The organism is Thioalkalivibrio sp. (assembly GCF_041685615.1).
Taxonomy (GTDB): Bacteria; Pseudomonadota; Gammaproteobacteria; order Ectothiorhodospirales; family Ectothiorhodospiraceae; genus Thioalkalivibrio.
This window is the reverse complement of sequence record NZ_JAWLFK010000005.1, coordinates 50,939-68,030: the sequence shown is the minus strand read 5'-3', so window position 1 is coordinate 68,030 and position 17,092 is coordinate 50,939. Positions and strand designations below refer to the sequence as shown.

The window sequence follows — 17,092 nt, the reverse complement described above, 5'->3', positions numbered from 1 at the left end:
GTGTGGAGTCTCACAAGGTTGTCCTCAGGTAGACCGAGGACGCTGATGGGTGGCTGTTGGCTCAGGCTACCGTGTGGGCGGTGCCAGTTGTAGTCGTGGATCCACCGAGGCAGGTGGCGTTTGCGTTCCTCCGAAGTGGCGTAGGTGAAGGCATAGGCCCACTCGCGCAGGGCGGTCTGGATGAAGCGCTCGGCCTTGCCGTTGGTTCTCGGGGTATAGGGCCGCGTCCGTCGATGGCGGATGCCCAACCGTCGGCAGGTGTGGCTGAACGCCCGGGCGTGATAGCAGGGCCCGTTGTCGGTCAGCACCCGCCGGATGGTGATGCCCAGGGTCGCGTAGTAGCGCACGGCCGCTTCCAGGTGGGCGATCGCATCCCGGGCCCGCTCGGCGGGATGGATCTCGCTGAAGGCGATGCGCGAGCGATCGTCGATCGCGACATGCACGTACTCATAGCCCACACCGATGGAGTCCTTGGCCCGGACCCCGGTCCTCCGGTGCCCGGGATGGCGGAAGCGGGCCAGCTTCTTGATGTCGAGGTGCAACAGGTCGCCGGGATGCTCGTGCTCGTAACGCCGCGGCGGCTCGACCGGCTCCAACGCCGCCAGGCGGTTCAGCCCCTCGCGCCGAAGGATGCGGCTGACGCTGGCGCGCGAGACACCCACGAACCGGGCGATCCGATCCATGGTCCAGCGTTGCCGGCGCAGGGCCACAACTTGACGCTGACACCTACGCGGCGTTCGACGCGGCTGACGCCGAGGCCGGGAAGAACGATCCAGGAGGCCGGCAGGGCCCGCCTCCTGGAACCGTTGCACCCAGCGGCGCACGACTTTCGGGTCCACGTCACAGGCGCGGGCCGTGGCTCGAATGCTCCAGCCTCGATCCACGACACAACGGACCATCCGCTCTCGACCGCGCGGTCCAAACAAGGCATTTTGGTGAAGGTTCACGGGGCGTCCTCCTTGGAATGGCTAAGTCGGCAAACTCAGCATCCTTCGGAGTCGCCCCGTGGACAACCTATTGAGAGATCACACCTAGCGGGCGGCCGGGCGTGCCAGCCAGTCGGTCAGCTCGGGGGTATCCGGCCCACCGGGGTCCACCTTCAGGTACAGAGTGCCCGCATCCGGCGACAACTCCGCTTCGTGAACGCCCGGCCAGTCCGCCAGGATCCGCCGCAGCTCGACCTCGCGCCCGGCCCAGTGGACGGGCACCGCCAGCACCCGGTTGGAGCGGTAGCGCGGTTGCATCCCGCGAGCGGCCCACCACCAGAGCAATAACCACGGTACCCCGGCAAGAAACACGCCGGCCGGTCCGGCCACGGTCAGTAGCACGCCGCCAAGGACGCCGCCGGCGAAGATCCCGAGGAACTGCGCGGTGGCAAAGCCGCCCATCGCGGTACCCTTGTGCGCCACCGGGGCCATGCGGGCCACCAGCGACGGCAACCCGGCCTCGAGCAGGTTGAACGCGGCGAAGAACAGGATCATCAGGGCGGCGAACGACCACAGCCCCCCGCCGCCCAGCACCAGCAGGGCCAGCAGGATCTGCACCCCGACCAGCAGGACGATGGCCGCGCGGAGCACGCTGTGCACGCGGCGGTGGCGCTCGCCGAAGATGATCCCCGGCAGCATCAGCACGAAGCCGGCCAGCAGGACCGGCACATAGAACTTCCAGTGGCTCGGCCCCGGCAATCCCAGGGTCTCCAGCAGGAGGACCGGAATGACCAGGAAATTCGCGGCCAGCACCAGGTGCAGCACGAAGATGCCGAGATTAAGCCGCAGCAAGCTGGGCTGGCGCAGCACCCGCGGCAGTGCCGACCACACCGGCACCATGTCGGGATGTACCCTCGCCTGTTCCGGTGCCGGCACCCACAGAAACAGGATCGCGATCGCGACTAGCCCAAGCAGCGCGGAGAGGCCGAAGATCCCCTCCAGCCCCGCGGAACGATCCACCACCGGCCCCAGCGCCATCGCGACGGTGAAGGTCAGGCCAATGGTCAGGCCGATGACGGCCAGCGCCCGCATGCGCCGCGCCTCCCCGACCAGGTCCGCCGTCAGCGCCAGGATCACCGCCGCCACCGCGCCCGCGCCCTGCAGGGCGCGTCCCAGGATGATCCCGTGGATGGTCTCGGCAAGCGCCGCCACCAGGCTGCCGGCGACAAACAGCAGGAGCCCGGCCAGGATCAGCGGCTTGCGACCGACACGGTCGGACAGCAAACCGAAGGGAATCTGCAGCACGGCCTGGGTGAGCCCATAGACCCCCAGTGCCAGGCCCATCAACAGCGGGGTGGCGCCGGGGATGCGGTCGGCATGCAGCATGAACACCGGCAGGACCATGAACAGACCCGCCATGCGCACGCCGTAGATTGCCGCCAGGCCCGTGGTGGCGCGCAGTTCGCGAGGGTTCATGGGCTCAGGCGCGACAATGTTGGGAGCGGGTCTTCATGCGCGCGAAGTGTAGCAGAGGGCGTGCCGCCACCCGCGCAGGGGGAACCCCGTGGCGCGGCGACACCCGATGTTACCATGGACGGTTTGCGGCCCCGCGGTGCATCCTGGCGGCGCCGCGCGACGAACCCAGTGGAGTCGATCCAGCCCCATGGACAGCATCAGCATACGCGGCGCCCGCACGCACAACCTGAAGAACGTGGACCTCGACCTGCCGCGCGAGCGGCTGATCGTGTTTACCGGCGTCTCCGGCTCGGGCAAGTCCTCGCTGGCCTTCGACACGCTGTTCGCCGAGGGCCAGCGACGCTACGTAGAGAGCCTGTCCACCTACGCCCGGCAATTCCTGTCGATGATGGAAAAGCCCGACGTGGATCAGATCGAGGGCCTCTCGCCGGCGATTTCGATCGAGCAGAAAAGCACCTCGCACAACCCGCGCTCCACTGTCGGCACCATTACCGAGATCTACGACTACCTGCGCCTGCTGTTCGCGCGCGCCGGCGAGCCGCGCTGCCCGGAACACGGCGAGACCCTGGCCGCACAGACGATCTCGCAGATGGTGGACCAGGTGCTGGATCTGCCCGAAGGCGACAAGGTGATGCTGCTGGCGCCGGTCGTGCGTGGGCGCAAGGGCGAACACCACAAGATGCTGGAGGCGATGCGTTCCCAGGGCTACCTGCGAGCGCGCATCAATGGCGAGATCCATGACCTGGACGCCCTGCCGACGCTGGACCCGAAGCGCAAGCACAACATCGAAATCGTGATCGACCGCTTCCGCGTGCGCGAGGATCTGCGCCAACGCCTGGCCGAGTCCTTCGAGACCGCCACCGAACTGGCCGACGGCCTGGCGCTGATCGCATGGATGGACGAGCCCGAACGCGAGCCGATGATCTTCTCCGCGCGCTTCGCCTGCCCGGTCTGCGGCTACGCTCTGCGCGAACTCGAGCCGCGGCTCTTTTCGTTCAACAACCCCGCGGGCGCCTGCCCCACCTGCGACGGGCTCGGCGTGCACCAGTTCTTCGATCCCGAGCGCGTGGTGTCGCAGCCGGAGCTGAGCCTGGCGGGCGGGGCCGTGCGCGGCTGGGACCGCCGAAACGCCTGGTACTTCAGCCTGCTGACTAGTCTCGCCCGGCACTACGGCTTCGACGTGGAGACCCCCTGGCAGGCGTTGCCCCCAGAAGTTCGCGCCGTTGTCCTGCACGGCTCCGGAAAGGAGAAGGTCAAGCTATCGACCCCCGCCGCCAATGGTCGCCTGCGTACAGACGAGCGCATGTTCGAGGGGGTCATCCCCAACCTTGAGCGCCGCTATCGCGAGACCGACTCGTCGGCCGTGCGCGAGGAGCTGGGCCGCTATCTGGCGGAACAGCCGTGCCCCGACTGCCACGGCACCCGCCTGAACTCCGCCGCGCGCCACGTGTTCGTCAACGACCGCACCCTGCCAGAGATCACTCACATGAGCGTGGCCAGCGCCCAGGCGTTCTTCGCCGACCTTCGCCTCCCGGGCCGCTTCGCCCAGATCGCGGAGAAAATCGTGCGCGAGATCTCCTCACGGCTGGGCTTCCTCAACGATGTCGGCCTCGACTACCTGACGCTGGACCGCTCTGCGGACACGCTCTCCGGCGGCGAGGCCCAGCGCATCCGCTTGGCGTCGCAGATCGGGTCGGCCCTGGTCGGGGTCATGTACATCCTCGACGAACCGTCCATCGGCCTTCACCAGCGCGACAACGCGCGGCTACTGAACACCCTGAGTCACCTGCGCGACCTGGGCAACACCGTGATCGTCGTGGAACACGACGAGGATGCCATCCGCCAGGCGGATTACGTGGTTGACATCGGTCCCGGCGCCGGCCGCCACGGCGGACACATAGTGGCCGCCGGGAGCCCCGACGCGGTCGCCGGCCACCCGGACTCGCTCACCGGCGCCTACCTGCGCGGCACGCGCTGCATCCCGGTGCCGGAGCAGCGCACCAAGGGCGACCCGGACCGCCAGATTCGCGTCATCGGCGCCCGGGGCAACAACCTCAAGGGCGGTGATTTCGCCTTTCCCACCGGACTGTTCACCTGCGTGACCGGCGTCTCCGGCTCGGGCAAGTCCACGCTCGTCAACAACACGCTTTACCCGGCAGTCGCCACCGCGTTGCACGGCGGGCGCCACCACATCGAGGATCACGACCGTATCGACGGCCTGGCGCTGATCGACAAGGTTGTCGACATCGACCAGAGCCCGATCGGTCGGACCCCGCGCTCCAACCCCGCCACCTACACCGGCCTGTTCACACCCATCCGCGACCTGTTCGCGGCAACGGCCGAGGCCCGCTCACGCGGCTACAAGCCTGGGCGTTTCTCGTTCAATGTCCGGGGTGGCCGGTGCGAGGCCTGTCAGGGCGACGGTGTCATCAAGGTGGAGATGCACTTCCTGCCCGACGTGTTTGTGCCCTGCGATGTCTGCAAGGGCCACCGTTACAACCGCGAGACCCTGGAGGTCCGCTACAAGGGCAAGAACATCCACGAAGTCCTCGAGATGACCGTCGAGGAGGCACTGGACTTCTTCCAGCCCGTACCGGTGATCCACCGCAAGCTGGAAATGCTCATGGAGGTGGGACTCTCGTACATCCAGCTCGGGCAGAACGCTACCACCCTCTCCGGGGGGGAGGCCCAGCGCATCAAGCTCTCACGCGAGCTGTCCAAGCGGGACACCGGACGCACGCTGTACATCCTGGACGAACCCACCACGGGTCTGCATTTCGAGGACATTGCGCAGCTCCTCCGGGTCCTCCATCGCCTTCGCGACCACGGAAACACCATCGTCGTGATCGAGCACAACCTCGATGTCATCAAGACCGCCGACTGGCTGATCGACATCGGCCCCGAAGGCGGGAGTGGCGGTGGCGAACTCCTGATTGCCGGTACCCCGGAGACCGTGGCAGCCGTCCCCCGAAGCCACACGGGCCAGTTCCTCGCGCCCATGCTCCCCGCCACGAACGCCGCGGCCGCAAGCTACTGACCCTTCGCGCCGGGCTGCCAACGCCCCCCCGGGTACGCCGACCGGCCCGCGGATTCGCCCCTCACCCCACTTCTGGCCGGCGCCAGACGCAGAAAAGCCGGCTCGAGGCCGGCTTTTCGGGCGCCCTTCGTGGGGGGGGCGCTAGATCCTCATCTTGCCGTGCGCGCCTCAGGCGGCCTCGCCATCCCCGGACTCGCCTTCCGGGCGGTCCACCAGTTCAACATACGCCATCGGCGCATTGTCGCCCGGACGGTTGCCACACTTCAGGATGCGCAGGTAGCCGCCCGGGCGCTGCTGGTAGCGCGGGCCCAATTCGCTGAACAGCTTGCCCACGATCTCCTTGTCCCGCAGCCGGGCAAAAGCGGTCCGGCGACCATGCACGCTGTCTTCCTTGGCCAGGGTGATGAGCGGCTCGGCGACGCGGCGCAGCTCCTTCGCCTTGGGCAGCGTGGTCTTGATCAGTTCGTGCCGGAACAGAGCCACGGACAGCGCCTGAAACGTGGCCTTGCGGTGCGAGCTGTTACGGCCCAGCTGACGGCCGGAATGACGATGACGCATGGGAGGCTTCCTCTAGAAAAACGATGGGCGCGAAGCGCCGTGGTTACTCGTTGTCGTCGCGCAGACCCGGCGGCGGCCAGTTCTCGAGACGCATGCCGAGCGACAGCCCGTGGGTCGCCAGCGTGTCCTTGATCTCGGTCAGCGACTTCTTGCCCAGGTTCGGGGCCCGAAGCAGTTCGACCTCGGTGCGCTGCACTAGGTCGCCGATGTAATACAGGTTCTCGGCCTTCAGACAGTTTGCGGAACGGACGGTCAGCTCCAGCTCGTCCACCGGACGCAGCAGGACCGGATCGATCGCGCCGCCCGCAACGCCCGCCACCTCGCCGGCCTCTTCCTGCAGGTCGACAAACGGTGCGAGTTGTCCCTGCAGGATCGTGGCCGCCTGGCGCACCGCGTCATCGGGGGCGATGGCACCATTCGTCTCCAGTTCGAGCACCAGGCGATCCATGTCGGTACGCTGCGCCAGGCGTGCGCTCTCGACACGGTAGGACACCCGGCGAATCGGGCTGAAGCTGGCGTCCAGAAGCAGCCGACCAATCCCGGTGTCATCGCCGCCCTCGGCCTGGCGACGGGCGGTCACCGGCTCGTAGCCGCGGCCGGCACGGGCGGTCAGGGTCACGTCAAGCTCAACGTTCTTGGTGATCGTGGCGATCACGTGTTCCGGATTGACCACCTCCACGTCGTGGTCCACCTGGATGTCGCCGGCGGTGACGACACATGGCCCCTTTTTCTTCAGGGTCAGCGTCGACTCGTCACGGCTATGCATGCGCAGCGCGACACCCTTCAGGTTCAGCAGGATATCGACGACGTCCTCCTGCACACCTTCGATGGTGGTGTACTCGTGCAGCACGCCTTCGATCCGCGCCTCGACGATCGCGGCGCCCGGGATGGACGACAGCAATACGCGGCGAAGGGCGTTGCCCAGCGTGTGACCGAAGCCGCGTTCCAGCGGCTCGAGCGCGACCTTGGCCTGATTCCGGTTCTCGGCCTCGACCTCGATCTGTTGTTTCTTGACCAGTTCGTTCGACTGCATTGTGACTCCTGGCGCCAGGCCGAAAAACGATTACTTCGAGTACAGCTCGACGACGAGCGACTCGTTGATGTCCGCGGGCAGATCCGTGCGATCGGGAATCGCCTTGAACGTGCCCTCGAACTTGCTCGTGTCGACCTCGACCCAACTCGGGAAGCCGCTCTGCTCGGCCAGGGTCATCGCGTCCTGGATCCGAACCTGCTTGCGCGCCTTCTCGCGAACCGTGACGACATCCGACGGCTGGACCTGATAGGCGGCGATGTTCACCACCTGACCATTCACCATAATCGAGCGGTGGGCCACCAACTGGCGGGCCTCGGAGCGCGTCGAGCCAAAGCCCATGCGATAGACCACGTTATCGAGCCGGCCTTCCAGCAGCTTCAGCAGGTTCTCGCCCGTGGAGCCCTTGCGCTGGGCGGCCTTCTTGTAATAGTTGCGGAACTGCTTCTCCAGGACGCCATAGATCCGGCGAAGCTTCTGCTTTTCGCGCAGCTGTACCGCGTAATCCGACAGGCGGGTACGGCGCTCGCCGTGCTGACCCGGCGGCTTGTCCAGCTTGCACTTCGTTTCCAGCGCGCGGGCGCCGCTTTTCAGGCCCAAGTCCACGCCTTCGCGACGACTAAGCTTGCATTTCGGTCCAATGTAACGAGCCATTCTTGAACTCCAGCCTTAAACGCGGCGTTTCTTGGGCGGCCGGCAGCCGTTGTGAGGAATCGGGGTCACGTCACTGATGTTCGTGATCTTGAACCCGGCATTGTTCAGCGCACGTACCGCCGATTCGCGGCCCGGACCCGGGCCCCGCACCATCACGTCGAGATTCTTCACGCCGTGCTCGGCCGCGGTCGTCCCTGCACGTTCGGCCGCGATCTGCGCCGCAAACGGGGTCGACTTGCGGGAACCACGGAAACCGGAACCACCCGAGGTCGCCCAGCTGATCGTGTTGCCCTGCCGATCGGTGATCGTGATGATCGTGTTGTTGAACGTGGCATATACGTGAGCCACGCCCTCGGCGATATTCTTGCGAACCTTTTTCTTGGTCCGAGTCTGCGCTTGTGCCATGTACCTGAGATCCCAGTCTGATTACTTGCGAATCGGGCGACGCGGGCCCTTGCGGGTGCGTGCGTTCGTCTGCGTCTGCTGACCGCGCAGCGGAAGCCCGCGGCGATGACGCACACCCCGGTAGCAGCCCAGATCCATCAGCCGCTTGATGTTCATGCTGACTTCGCGGCGCAGATCCCCTTCCACGGGAATCTTGTCGATCTGGGCGCGCAGGGCGTCCACTTCGGCATCAGTCAGATCCCGCACCTTGATGTCCCGACGCACACCGGCGGCATCGCAGATCAGGCCGGCCCGGGTCGGGCCAATGCCATAGATCGCGGTCAGCGCGATTACCGTGTGCTTCTGGTCAGGAATATTGATTCCAGCGACGCGAGCCATCCAACCTCTCCATCTAAATCCGGCAAAGCCGGCTATAGTAGCAATGAATATCCGTTACGCCAAGCGTTAGCCCTGGCGTTGCTTGTGGCGAGCATCCGAACAGATTACCCGCACGACACCGTTACGCCGAATCACCTTGCAGTTCCGGCAGATCGGCTTTACAGATGCACGTACCTTCATGGTCTTTCTCCTGGTCTAGCGGATCCCGGTCCCGCCGAAACCCTTCAGATTCGCTTTCTTCATCAAGCCTTCGTACTGGTGCGACACCAGATGCGACTGCAGCTGCGCCATGAAATCCATCACCACGATCACGATGATCAGCAGCGACGTGCCGCCAAAGTAGAATGGCACGTTCCAGTACAAGATCAGGAACTCGGGCAACAGGCAGACCGCGGTAATGTACACCGCACCCACCGCGGTCAACCGGGTCATGACCCCGTCGATAAAGCGTTCGGTCTGCACCCCGGGCCGGATCCCCGGGATGAAGGCACCCTGCTTTTTCAGGTTCTCCGCAGTGTCCCGCGAGTTGAACACCAGTGCGGTGTAGAAAAAACAGAAGAAAATAATCGCGGCCGCATAGAACATCACATACAGCGGCTGCCCGGGCGCGAGGGTGGTCGAGATCTGGCGCAGCCAGTCCATGCCTTCCGCCTGCCCGAACCACTGCCCAAGCGTCGAAGGAAACAGGATGATGCTCGAGGCGAAGATCGGCGGAATCACCCCAGCCATGTTCAGCTTCAGCGGCAGGTGCGAGGACTGCCCGCCCACCATCTTGCGCCCGACCTGGCGCTTCGCGTAGTTGATGGTGACCCGCCGCTGCCCCCGTTCCACGAAGACCACAAAGGCCGTCACGGCCAGTGCCAGGATGATCAGAATCACCACGAATGCCGCGGCCAGCTCTCCGGTGCGGGCCAGCTCCAGAGTGCCACCGACAGCACCCGGAAGACCGGCCACGATGCCCGCGAAGATGATGATCGAGATACCGTTCCCGATACCGCGTTCGGTGATCTGTTCACCCAGCCACATCAGGAACAGGGTCCCGGTGACAAGCGACACAACCACCGTGAAGATAAAGATCGGACCCGGGCTCAATGCCATCGGCATCCCCTGGATCGTCTGGCCATTGAGCGCGATCCCGATCCCCATACTCTGAAACAGCGCCAGGGCCACGGTTCCGTACCGCGTGTACTGTGTGATCTTCCGGCGGCCCTGTTCGCCCTCCTTCTTGAGCTGCTGGAGGGCCGGAACGGTGGCCGCGAGCAGTTGCATGATGATCGCGGCCGAAATATACGGCATCACCCCGAGGGCAAAGATCGACAGGCGCTCCAGCGCACCGCCGGAGAACATGTTGAACATGTCCAGGATCGTGCCGCTTTGCTGCTCGAAGAACTGCGACACCGCCACGGGATTGATCCCGGGCACCGGGATGAAGGTACCGATCCGGTAGACGACCAGGGCGCCCAGCACGAACAGCAAGCGTTGGCGTAACTCGGTAAAGCCGGTGAGTCCGCCACCGGAACGTGCTGTCGCTCCACGCGCCATTATTTAGGCCTCAACGCTCCCGCCGGCGGCTTCGATCGCTGCCCGCGCACCCTTGGTGACTCCCACGCCCTTGACGGCGCAGGCCTTCGCGACTTCGCCGGAGGCAAAGATCTTCGCGCTCTGGGCATCGCTGCGCACAACGCCCGCGGCCTTGAGGCTCTCTAGAGTGACGTCGCCGTCCACTTTTGCCAGTTCGCTCAGGCGCACCTCAGCGGCGTATTGCTGCTTGCGCGAGCGGAAGCCCACCTTCGGCAGGCGACGCTGCAAGGGCATCTGACCGCCCTCGAAGCCGACCTTGGTGAAACCGCCGGAGCGGGACTTCTGACCTTTGTGGCCACGGCCGCCGGTCTTGCCCAGGCCGGAGCCGATTCCGCGACCCACGCGCTTGCCCGGCTTCCGGGCGCCGGCGGGGCTTGCAATGTCATTCAGACGCATCGTTAGACTTCCTCTACCTTCAGCAGGTACGACACCTTCTTGACCATGCCCAGATTCTCCGGGGTGGCCTCGACCGTCGCGATGCTGTGGGTCTTGCGCAGCCCCAGCCCACGCACGCACGCCTTGTGCTGTGCGATGCGGCCCGCGGTGCTGCGTACCAGGGTCAGTTTCAGCTTGCTCATGGCTTAGCTCGTCACTTCGTCAACGGTCTTGCCGCGCTTGGCAGCGACGCGTTCCGGCGAACTCACCGTGGTGAGGCCGTCGATGGTCGCCTGCACGACGTTAATCGGATTGCGCGAACCCACGCACTTCGCCAAGACGTTGCGCACGCCGGCCACCTCCAGAACGGCCCGCATCGCGCCGCCGGCGATGATGCCGGTACCCTCGGAGGCGGGTTGCATGTAGACGTTCGCGGCGCCGTGGCGACCGTTCACTGCGTAGTGCAGCGTTCCGTCCTGCAGCGCGACGTTGCGCATCTCCATGCGCGCCTGCTGCATGGCCTTCTGGATCGCCGCGGGCACTTCGCGCGCCTTGGCGTAGCCATAGCCGACGCGGCCTTCGCCGTCGCCCACTACGGTCAGCGCGGCGAACCGGAATTGCCGACCACCCTTGACCACCTTGGCCACGCGATTGACGCCAATCAGCTTTTCCTGAAGGCCGTCCTGCGCTTCGCTTACATCGTTACGTGCCATATCTCTCTCCGCTCGATCCCGTTTGACTAGAACTGCAGGCCGTTCTCACGGGCGGCGTCGGCCAGAGCCTTCACCCGCCCGTGATAACGGAAACCCGCGCGGTCAAACGCGACCTGTTCAATGCCGGCTTTGCGCGCACGCTCTGCAATCGCCTGCCCCACGCGGGCGGCGGCCTCGGCGTTGCCGGTCGAACCCCCGGCATTCTTCAGATCCTTCTCCACCGTCGACGCCGCGGCGAGTACCGCGTCGCCAGAAGGGGCGATGATCTGCGCGTACATGTGGCGGGGCGTCCGGTGGATACAGAGACGATGCACCCCCAACTCACGGATCTTGAACCGTGCGCGACGCGCCCTCTTAAGTCTGGCCTCTTTCTTGTCCACTGGTGCCTACCTACTTCTTCTTGGCTTCTTTGCGCACGATGCGCTCGTCTTTGTACTTCACGCCCTTGCCCTTGTAGGGCTCTGGCGGGCGCATGGCGCGAATGTTCGCAGCCACCTGCCCGACCTTCTGGCGATCGGTTCCCTTGACCACGACCTCGGTCGGGGTCGGTGTCTCGACCGTGACGCCTTCGGGGATCTCGAAGTCGATCGGGTGCGAATAGCCGAGCGTGAGGTTCAGCTTCGCACCCTGCATCTGCGCGCGATACCCGACGCCGACCAGTTCCAGCGCCCGCTCGAAGCCTTCGCTCACGCCGTGGACATGATTGCCCAGCAAGGCCCGGATGGTCCCGGCCAGCGCGACATTCTTGGCGTTCTCGGCGGCCTTGACGCGCACCACACCCTCTTCGACGGTGACGATCACCGCCTCCGGGCAGGTGAGCTGGAGCTCGCCCTTCGGACCCTTGATCCTGATCTCGCTGTCCGACTGCTCGACGGAGACACCGCTGGGCAACGTGATCGGCAGATTTGCAATGCGCGACATGGCTGATTCCTCAGTAAATCTTGCAGAGAACCTCGCCGCCCTGGCCAGCGGCCCGGGCTGCGCGGTCACTCATGACACCCTGGGGCGTGGAGATCACCGCCACGCCAAGGCCCGCGTTGATCCGCGGCAGCTCGTCCTTGCCGCGATAGATCCGCAGGCCCGGGCGGGAAATCCTTTCGACGGTCTCGATGACCGGCCGTCCCTCGAAGTACTTCAGCTTGACCACGAGCTTCTTCTGCGCGGCCTCGCCCTCCACCTGCATGTCGCCCACGAAACCCTCTTCGGCAAAAACCTTCAGGATACGCTCCTTGGCCTTGCTGTAGGGAATGGCGACCTGCTCCTTGTTCGCGCGCTGCGCATTACGCACACGGGTGAGCATGTCGGAAATCGGATCGGTCATCATTGCTTCAAATCTCCTTACCAGCTCGCCTTGCGCAGGCCCGGAATCTCGCCCTTCATGGCGTGTTCCCGCAGCTTGTTGCGCCCGAGGCCGAACCGACGGTAGTAGCCCTTGGGCCGGCCAGTCACGCCACAGCGGTTCTTTTGACGCACGCGCGACGAATCACGCGGCAGCTTCTGCAGGGCATGCATGGCCGCCAGGCGTTCCTCGGAGGACTTGGTGTCGTCGACCAGGACCGCCTTGAGTTCGGCCCGCTTGGCCGCGTATTTCTTAACCAGTCGTTCGCGTTTCTTCTCGCGCTCGACCATCGATGTCTTCGCCATGTGCGCCTACCTCGTTTACTGCCGGAATGGGAACCGGAAGGCCTCCAGAAGGGCCTTGGCTTCCGCGTCCGTCTTTGCGCTGGTGGTAATCGTGATGTCCATGCCGCGTAGCTTGTCGACACGGTCGTAATCAATCTCCGGGAAGATGATCTGTTCCTTGATGCCCAAGCTGTAGTTGCCCCGCCCGTCGAACGCCTTCGCGGAAAACCCGCGGAAATCGCGCACGCGGGGAAGCGCTACGTTGATCAGGCGATCCAGGAACTCGTACATCTGCCGGCGACGCAGGGTCACCTTGCAACCGATCGGATAATCGTCGCGGATCTTGAATCCCGCGATCGACTTGCGCGCCTTGGTGACGACCGGTTTCTGGCCGGCAATCGCCGCCATGTCGCTCACCGCGTGCTCGATGACCTTCTTGTCCGCCACGGCATCGCCCAGCCCCATGTTCAGGGTAACCTTGGTGACCCGCGGGATCTCCATCACGTTTGCATAGGCAAACTGCTCGCGCAGGGCCTGCTTCACGTTGGATTCGTACTCTTCTCTCAAGCGTTCCATAAACCGTCCGTCCCGCGTTATGCGTCCACGACCTCGCCGTTCGAGCGGAAGACCCGCACCTTGCGGCCGTCCTCCAGGGTCTTGAACGACACGCGATCACCCTTGTCGGTTGCAGGGTTAAAGAGCATCACGTTGGAGATATCGATCGGCATTTCCTTCTCGACAATCCCGCCGCCGACACCCTGCTGCGGGTTCGGCTTCTGATGCTTCTTCACCATGTTGATATTCTGAACCAGGACCTTGCCTTCGAGAACCTTGATAATGGTCCCGCGTCGGCCCTTGTCCTTGCCAGCAATCACGACGACATCGTCGCCCTTGCGAATCTTGTTCATTACGTCCTCACAGCACTTCCGGGGCGAGGGAGATAATCTTCATATACTTCTCCCCTCGCAGTTCACGCGTCACCGGCCCGAAAATACGGGTGCCGATCGGCTGGTGCTGGTTGTTCAGCAGGACCGCGGCATTGCGGTCGAAGCGGATAAGCGAACCATCCGGGCGCCGCACGCCGGAAGCGGTACGCACCACAACAGCGTCGTACACGTCGCCCTTCTTGACCTTGCCACGCGGGATCGCGTCCTTGACGCTCACCTTGATGACATCGCCCACGCGGGCATACCGGCGGTGCGAGCCGCCCAGCACCTTGATGCACTGGATGCGTCGGGCGCCGCTGTTGTCGGCGGCCTCGAGCACGGTCTGCATTTGAATCATGACTTATCTCCTGGCAGCCGGGTCAGAGCGCGTCCTGCCCGACCACTTCGATCAGGGCAAACCGCTTCTGCTTGGAAACCGGCCGGCATTCACGGATACGAACCCGATCGCCCATGCGCGAGACATTGTCCTCGTCATGGACGTGCAGTTTCGTGCTGCGACGGATGAACTTGCCGTACAGCGGATGACGCACGCGACGCTCGACCAGGACTGTACGGGTCTTGTCCATCTTGTCGCTGATCACCCGCCCGACGACGGAACGCTGAGTCTTGGAACCTTCTTCGGTCATCTTCTTAGCCTGCCCTTCTGCGTTCATTCATCAGCGTCTTGATCTGCGCGATCTCGCGCCGCACCTTGCCGACGCGATCCGGGCGTGCGAGTTGCCCGACCGCCTTCTGCATGCGGAGCCCGAACTGTTCCTTGTAGAGCGCTTCGAGCTCCTGGCCCAGGTCGTCGTCCGACTTCTTTCTGAGTTCTTCTGCTTTCATCACATCACCTGCCGACGGGTAAACACCGTCTTGACCGGGAGCTTGGCGGCGGCCAGACGCATGGCCTCCCGGGCCACGTCTTCGTGGACACCTTCCATCTCGTAAAGCACGCGGCCGGGCTGGATCTTGCACACCCAGTACTCCACGCCGCCCTTGCCCTTGCCCATGCGCACCTCAAGCGGCTTTTTGGTCACCGGAACATCCGGGAACACCCGGATCCAGATCTTCCCGCCACGCTTGATGTGACGCACCATCGCACGGCGCGCGGCCTCGATCTGGCGCGCGGTGATGCGACCGCGTTCCACGGCCTGAAGGCCGTATTCGCCGAAGCTGACCTTGGCGCCGGTCGAGGCCATGCCCCGGTTCCGGCCCTTGAACTGCTTGCGGAATTTGGTTCTCTTTGGCTGCAACATGGTCTATGTCCTAGCTCGCGTTGGCCGCAGCGCGCGTCCCTTCGACCGGTTCCAGACCGAAGACTTCGCCCTTGAAGATCCACACCTTCACACCGATGATCCCGTACGTCGTACGGGCCTCGGCGAAGCCGTAGTCGATGTCCGCACGCAGGGTATGCAGCGGGACACGCCCTTCCCGGTACCACTCGGAACGCGCGATCTCCGCGCCATTCAGCCGTCCGGAGACGTGCACCTTGATCCCCTGGGCGCCCAAACGCATCGCATTGCCCACGGCGCGCTTCATGGCGCGCCGGAACATGATGCGGCGCTCGAGTTGCTGGGCGATGCCTTCCGCTACCAGCTGGGCCTCGATCTCGGGCTTACGCACTTCTTCGATATTGATCTTGACGTTGCCCTGGTCCAGGCCCGTCTCCGCTGCCACTTCACGGCGCAGCTTCTCGATATCCTCGCCCTTCTTGCCGATCACAATCCCCGGGCGCGCCGTGTGAATCGTGATGTGCGCGGCCTTGGCGGGGCGCTCAATGGTGATCCGGCTGACTGACGCGTGGGCGAGCTTCTTCTGCAGAAAGTCGCGCAGCTTGATGTCGTTGTTCAGCGTCTCGCCAAACTCGCGGCCATCCGCGTACCAGGTCGCGGACCACGGGCGAGAAATGCCCAGCCGAATGCCGGTTGGATGTACTTTCTGACCCATGGTTAATTCGCTCCCTTCTCGCTAACGCCAATCAGGATGTGACTGGTGCGCTTCATGATGCGGTTCCCGCGGCCCTTGGCCCGCGCCTGCATGCGCTTCAGCACCGGCCCTTCGTCGACCTGGATGCGCGAGATGCGCAGCTCGTCGATGTCAGCGCCGTCGTTGTTCTCCGCATTCGCGATGGCGGATTCCAGCACCTTCTTCACGATGGCGGCCGGCTTCTTCGGGCTGAAGGTCAGCTCATTCAGAGCTTCTTCGACGCGCATGCCACGAACGTGGTCGGCAACCAGCCGCGTCTTCTGCGGCGAGATGCGCGCATAGCGCAGTTTTGCAATCGTCTCCATCGTTCGTCCTCAGCGCGACTTCTTGTTGGCGATGTGACCCTTGAAGGTCCGCGTCAACGCAAACTCGCCCAGCTTGTGGCCGACCATGTTTTCGTTGACCAGCACCGGAACATGCTGACGCCCGTTATGTACCGCGAGGGTGAGCCCCACCATCTGCGGGATGATCATCGAGCGGCGCGACCAAGTCTTGATCGGCCGGCGATCGTTCTTTTCGCGCGCCTCTTCCACCTTCTTGCGGAGGTGGTGATCGACGAACGGGCCTTTTTTCAGTGAACGCGGCATGCTGGCACTCCGTTACTTCTTGCGCCGACGCACGATCATGCCGTCGGTACGTTTGTTGTTGCGGGTCTTGTAACCCTTGGTCGGACGGCCCCACGGGGTCACCGGGTGACGCCCGAAGTTGCGACCTTCACCACCACCATGCGGGTGGTCGACCGGGTTCATCGCGGTACCACGCACGGTCGGGCGAACGCCCATCCAGCGCTTGGCACCGGCCTTCCCGAACTTCTTCAGGCTGTGCTCGGTGTGACCCACCTCGCCGACCGTAGCGCGGCATTCGGACGGAATGCGGCGCATCTCGCCCGAGCGCAGACGGATCGTCGCGTGGGTACCCTCGCGGGCCACGACCTGGGCCGAGGCACCGGCCGACCGTGCCATTTGCGCGCCCTTGCCCGGCTTCATCTCGATGCAGTGGATGACCGTACCGACCGGGATGGACCGCAGCGGCATCGCGTTGCCGATCCGGATCGGAGCCTGCGAGCCACTGTGCACCGCGTCGCCCTGCTTCAGGCCGCGAGGCGCAATAATGTACCGACGTTCCCCGTCCGCGTACAGTACCAGCGCGAGATGGGCACTCCGGTTTGGATCGTATTCCAGCCGTTCGACCTTGCCCGGAACGTTGTCCTTGTTGCGCTTGAAATCGACGAGGCGATAGCGCTGCTTGTGACCACCACCCACGTGCCGGGTCGTGATACGACCGGCATTGTTCCGCCCGCCGGATCGCGTCTGCTTTTCCACCAGCGCGGCGTGCGGTGCACCCTTGTGCAGGCCGTCCCCACGAATCTGAACGGCGTGGCGGCGCCCGGCCGAGGTCGGATTGGTCTTGATAATCGCCAT

Annotated in this window: 27 protein-coding genes; 1 reads left to right on the top strand and 26 read right to left on the bottom strand. The window is 64.6% G+C overall.

Annotation, left to right across the window (positions count from 1 at the left end):
• Together ACESLR_RS02030 and ACESLR_RS02025 are read right to left on the bottom strand one after the other, a co-directional pair.
• On the bottom strand, nt 1-947 hold a 947-nt coding region (locus ACESLR_RS02030), incomplete at its 3' end, for an IS481 family transposase (protein ID WP_373024123.1).
• Nucleotides 948-1,031: 84 nt separating this feature from the next.
• Entirely contained in the window at nt 1,032-2,402 is a 1,371-nt protein-coding gene (locus tag ACESLR_RS02025) for an MFS transporter (protein ID WP_373024122.1), read from the bottom strand.
• Between the two features lie 187 nt (nt 2,403-2,589).
• Here ACESLR_RS02025 and uvrA point away from each other — a divergent pair, with 187 nt between their 5' ends.
• Nucleotides 2,590-5,439, top strand: coding sequence for an excinuclease ABC subunit UvrA (uvrA, locus tag ACESLR_RS02020; RefSeq protein WP_373024121.1), 2,850 nt, complete (start codon nt 2,590-2,592; stop codon nt 5,437-5,439).
• Nucleotides 5,440-5,607: 168 nt separating this feature from the next.
• Here the strand turns inward: uvrA and rplQ are convergent, their stop codons facing one another.
• From rplQ to rplB, 24 genes are all read right to left on the bottom strand, one after another.
• The gene (rplQ, locus tag ACESLR_RS02015; RefSeq protein ID WP_373024120.1) at nt 5,608-5,997 is read right to left on the bottom strand and encodes a 50S ribosomal protein L17; all 390 of its coding nucleotides are present in this window, start codon (nt 5,995-5,997) and stop codon (nt 5,608-5,610) included.
• Between the two features lie 43 nt (nt 5,998-6,040).
• Nucleotides 6,041-7,030, bottom strand: coding sequence for a DNA-directed RNA polymerase subunit alpha (locus tag ACESLR_RS02010; protein WP_373024119.1), 990 nt, complete (start codon nt 7,028-7,030; stop codon nt 6,041-6,043).
• A gap of 30 nt (nt 7,031-7,060) precedes the next feature.
• Nucleotides 7,061-7,681 (bottom strand): 30S ribosomal protein S4, encoded by a 621-nt coding sequence (gene rpsD / locus ACESLR_RS02005; protein WP_373024118.1) that lies wholly within the window; start codon nt 7,679-7,681, stop codon nt 7,061-7,063.
• A gap of 15 nt (nt 7,682-7,696) precedes the next feature.
• Nucleotides 7,697-8,086, bottom strand: a complete 390-nt coding sequence (gene rpsK / locus ACESLR_RS02000; RefSeq protein ID WP_017941093.1) for a 30S ribosomal protein S11 — start codon at nt 8,084-8,086, stop codon at nt 7,697-7,699.
• Between the two features lie 21 nt (nt 8,087-8,107).
• Nucleotides 8,108-8,464, bottom strand: a complete 357-nt coding sequence (gene rpsM / locus ACESLR_RS01995; RefSeq protein WP_017941092.1) for a 30S ribosomal protein S13 — start codon at nt 8,462-8,464, stop codon at nt 8,108-8,110.
• Between the two features lie 66 nt (nt 8,465-8,530).
• Nucleotides 8,531-8,644, bottom strand: a complete 114-nt coding sequence (rpmJ, locus tag ACESLR_RS01990; protein WP_018881305.1) for a 50S ribosomal protein L36 — start codon at nt 8,642-8,644, stop codon at nt 8,531-8,533.
• 15 nt (nt 8,645-8,659) lie between these two features.
• Entirely contained in the window at nt 8,660-10,006 is a 1,347-nt protein-coding gene (gene secY / locus ACESLR_RS01985) for a preprotein translocase subunit SecY (protein ID WP_373024117.1), read from the bottom strand.
• Between the two features lie 3 nt (nt 10,007-10,009).
• The gene (gene rplO / locus ACESLR_RS01980; protein ID WP_373024116.1) at nt 10,010-10,441 is read right to left on the bottom strand and encodes a 50S ribosomal protein L15; all 432 of its coding nucleotides are present in this window, start codon (nt 10,439-10,441) and stop codon (nt 10,010-10,012) included.
• A gap of 2 nt (nt 10,442-10,443) precedes the next feature.
• On the bottom strand, nt 10,444-10,623 hold the full coding sequence (rpmD, locus tag ACESLR_RS01975) for a 50S ribosomal protein L30 (protein WP_373024115.1): 180 nt from the start codon (nt 10,621-10,623) through the stop codon (nt 10,444-10,446).
• A 3-nt stretch (nt 10,624-10,626) separates the two neighbouring features.
• Entirely contained in the window at nt 10,627-11,133 is a 507-nt protein-coding gene (gene rpsE, locus ACESLR_RS01970) for a 30S ribosomal protein S5 (protein WP_373024114.1), read from the bottom strand.
• Between the two features lie 26 nt (nt 11,134-11,159).
• On the bottom strand, nt 11,160-11,513 hold the full coding sequence (gene rplR, locus ACESLR_RS01965) for a 50S ribosomal protein L18 (protein ID WP_017941087.1): 354 nt from the start codon (nt 11,511-11,513) through the stop codon (nt 11,160-11,162).
• Nucleotides 11,514-11,523: 10 nt separating this feature from the next.
• Nucleotides 11,524-12,054 (bottom strand): 50S ribosomal protein L6, encoded by a 531-nt coding sequence (rplF, locus tag ACESLR_RS01960; protein WP_373024113.1) that lies wholly within the window; start codon nt 12,052-12,054, stop codon nt 11,524-11,526.
• A gap of 10 nt (nt 12,055-12,064) precedes the next feature.
• Nucleotides 12,065-12,457 carry a 30S ribosomal protein S8 gene (gene rpsH / locus ACESLR_RS01955; protein ID WP_017941085.1) on the bottom strand — a complete coding sequence of 131 codons (393 nt, stop codon included), beginning with the start codon at nt 12,455-12,457 and terminating at the stop codon, nt 12,065-12,067.
• 14 nt (nt 12,458-12,471) lie between these two features.
• Nucleotides 12,472-12,777 (bottom strand): 30S ribosomal protein S14, encoded by a 306-nt coding sequence (gene rpsN / locus ACESLR_RS01950; RefSeq protein ID WP_024326602.1) that lies wholly within the window; start codon nt 12,775-12,777, stop codon nt 12,472-12,474.
• 15 nt (nt 12,778-12,792) lie between these two features.
• Entirely contained in the window at nt 12,793-13,332 is a 540-nt protein-coding gene (rplE, locus tag ACESLR_RS01945) for a 50S ribosomal protein L5 (protein WP_373024112.1), read from the bottom strand.
• 17 nt (nt 13,333-13,349) lie between these two features.
• On the bottom strand, nt 13,350-13,664 hold the full coding sequence (gene rplX, locus ACESLR_RS01940; protein ID WP_024326604.1) for a 50S ribosomal protein L24: 315 nt from the start codon (nt 13,662-13,664) through the stop codon (nt 13,350-13,352).
• Nucleotides 13,665-13,671: 7 nt separating this feature from the next.
• Nucleotides 13,672-14,040 carry a 50S ribosomal protein L14 gene (gene rplN, locus ACESLR_RS01935; RefSeq protein ID WP_373024111.1) on the bottom strand — a complete coding sequence of 123 codons (369 nt, stop codon included), beginning with the start codon at nt 14,038-14,040 and terminating at the stop codon, nt 13,672-13,674.
• A 22-nt stretch (nt 14,041-14,062) separates the two neighbouring features.
• The gene (rpsQ, locus tag ACESLR_RS01930; protein ID WP_373024110.1) at nt 14,063-14,329 is read right to left on the bottom strand and encodes a 30S ribosomal protein S17; all 267 of its coding nucleotides are present in this window, start codon (nt 14,327-14,329) and stop codon (nt 14,063-14,065) included.
• A 4-nt stretch (nt 14,330-14,333) separates the two neighbouring features.
• Nucleotides 14,334-14,528 carry a 50S ribosomal protein L29 gene (gene rpmC, locus ACESLR_RS01925; protein ID WP_373024109.1) on the bottom strand — a complete coding sequence of 65 codons (195 nt, stop codon included), beginning with the start codon at nt 14,526-14,528 and terminating at the stop codon, nt 14,334-14,336.
• Nucleotides 14,528-14,941 (bottom strand): 50S ribosomal protein L16, encoded by a 414-nt coding sequence (rplP, locus tag ACESLR_RS01920; RefSeq protein WP_017941078.1) that lies wholly within the window; start codon nt 14,939-14,941, stop codon nt 14,528-14,530. The genes rpmC and rplP overlap by 1 nt, the downstream gene beginning before the upstream one ends.
• A gap of 10 nt (nt 14,942-14,951) precedes the next feature.
• Nucleotides 14,952-15,632: a 30S ribosomal protein S3 gene (rpsC, locus tag ACESLR_RS01915; RefSeq protein WP_373024108.1), complete on the bottom strand. Its 681-nt coding sequence runs from the start codon at nt 15,630-15,632 to the stop codon at nt 14,952-14,954.
• Nucleotides 15,633-15,634: 2 nt separating this feature from the next.
• Complete coding sequence (gene rplV, locus ACESLR_RS01910) at nt 15,635-15,976, bottom strand: 50S ribosomal protein L22 (RefSeq protein ID WP_373024107.1); 342 nt, start codon at nt 15,974-15,976, stop codon at nt 15,635-15,637.
• A 9-nt stretch (nt 15,977-15,985) separates the two neighbouring features.
• Nucleotides 15,986-16,258 carry a 30S ribosomal protein S19 gene (gene rpsS, locus ACESLR_RS01905; RefSeq protein ID WP_018139876.1) on the bottom strand — a complete coding sequence of 91 codons (273 nt, stop codon included), beginning with the start codon at nt 16,256-16,258 and terminating at the stop codon, nt 15,986-15,988.
• Nucleotides 16,259-16,270: 12 nt separating this feature from the next.
• Nucleotides 16,271-17,092, bottom strand: a complete 822-nt coding sequence (gene rplB, locus ACESLR_RS01900) for a 50S ribosomal protein L2 (RefSeq protein WP_373024106.1) — start codon at nt 17,090-17,092, stop codon at nt 16,271-16,273.

Bases quoted from the DNA above. Each gene is read 5' to 3' on its own strand.
- rplE (WP_373024112.1), bottom strand. From the start codon at position 13,332: ATGGAACGCTTGAGAGAAGAGTACGAATCCAACGTGAAGCAGGCCCTG.
- rpsN (WP_024326602.1), bottom strand. From the start codon at position 12,777: ATGGCGAAGACATCGATGGTCGAGCGCGAGAAGAAACGCGAACGACTG.
- rpsK (WP_017941093.1), bottom strand. From the start codon at position 8,086: ATGGCACAAGCGCAGACTCGGACCAAGAAAAAGGTTCGCAAGAATATC.
- rplV (WP_373024107.1), bottom strand. From the start codon at position 15,976: ATGGAGACGATTGCAAAACTGCGCTATGCGCGCATCTCGCCGCAGAAG.
- rplX (WP_024326604.1), bottom strand. From the start codon at position 13,664: ATGAACAAGATTCGCAAGGGCGACGATGTCGTCGTGATTGCTGGCAAG.
- rplN (WP_373024111.1), bottom strand. From the start codon at position 14,040: ATGATTCAAATGCAGACCGTGCTCGAGGCCGCCGACAACAGCGGCGCC.
- rpmD (WP_373024115.1), bottom strand. From the start codon at position 10,623: ATGAGCAAGCTGAAACTGACCCTGGTACGCAGCACCGCGGGCCGCATC.
- rpsH (WP_017941085.1), bottom strand. From the start codon at position 12,457: ATGATGACCGATCCGATTTCCGACATGCTCACCCGTGTGCGTAATGCG.
- rplP (WP_017941078.1), bottom strand. From the start codon at position 14,941: ATGTTGCAGCCAAAGAGAACCAAATTCCGCAAGCAGTTCAAGGGCCGG.
- rpmJ (WP_018881305.1), bottom strand. From the start codon at position 8,644: ATGAAGGTACGTGCATCTGTAAAGCCGATCTGCCGGAACTGCAAGGTG.
- uvrA (WP_373024121.1), top strand. From the start codon at position 2,590: ATGGACAGCATCAGCATACGCGGCGCCCGCACGCACAACCTGAAGAAC.
- rpsC (WP_373024108.1), bottom strand. From the start codon at position 15,632: ATGGGTCAGAAAGTACATCCAACCGGCATTCGGCTGGGCATTTCTCGC.
- ACESLR_RS02025 (WP_373024122.1), bottom strand. From the start codon at position 2,402: ATGAACCCTCGCGAACTGCGCGCCACCACGGGCCTGGCGGCAATCTAC.
- rpsE (WP_373024114.1), bottom strand. From the start codon at position 11,133: ATGGCACGTAACGATGTAAGCGAAGCGCAGGACGGCCTTCAGGAAAAG.
- rpsD (WP_373024118.1), bottom strand. From the start codon at position 7,681: ATGGCTCGTTACATTGGACCGAAATGCAAGCTTAGTCGTCGCGAAGGC.
- secY (WP_373024117.1), bottom strand. From the start codon at position 10,006: ATGGCGCGTGGAGCGACAGCACGTTCCGGTGGCGGACTCACCGGCTTT.
- rpsS (WP_018139876.1), bottom strand. From the start codon at position 16,258: ATGCCGCGTTCACTGAAAAAAGGCCCGTTCGTCGATCACCACCTCCGC.
- rplF (WP_373024113.1), bottom strand. From the start codon at position 12,054: ATGTCGCGCATTGCAAATCTGCCGATCACGTTGCCCAGCGGTGTCTCC.
- ACESLR_RS02010 (WP_373024119.1), bottom strand. From the start codon at position 7,030: ATGCAGTCGAACGAACTGGTCAAGAAACAACAGATCGAGGTCGAGGCC.
- rpmC (WP_373024109.1), bottom strand. From the start codon at position 14,528: ATGAAAGCAGAAGAACTCAGAAAGAAGTCGGACGACGACCTGGGCCAG.
- rplO (WP_373024116.1), bottom strand. From the start codon at position 10,441: ATGCGTCTGAATGACATTGCAAGCCCCGCCGGCGCCCGGAAGCCGGGC.
- rplQ (WP_373024120.1), bottom strand. From the start codon at position 5,997: ATGCGTCATCGTCATTCCGGCCGTCAGCTGGGCCGTAACAGCTCGCAC.
- rplB (WP_373024106.1), bottom strand. From the start codon at position 17,092: ATGGCGATTATCAAGACCAATCCGACCTCGGCCGGGCGCCGCCACGCC.
- rpsQ (WP_373024110.1), bottom strand. From the start codon at position 14,329: ATGACCGAAGAAGGTTCCAAGACTCAGCGTTCCGTCGTCGGGCGGGTG.
- rpsM (WP_017941092.1), bottom strand. From the start codon at position 8,464: ATGGCTCGCGTCGCTGGAATCAATATTCCTGACCAGAAGCACACGGTA.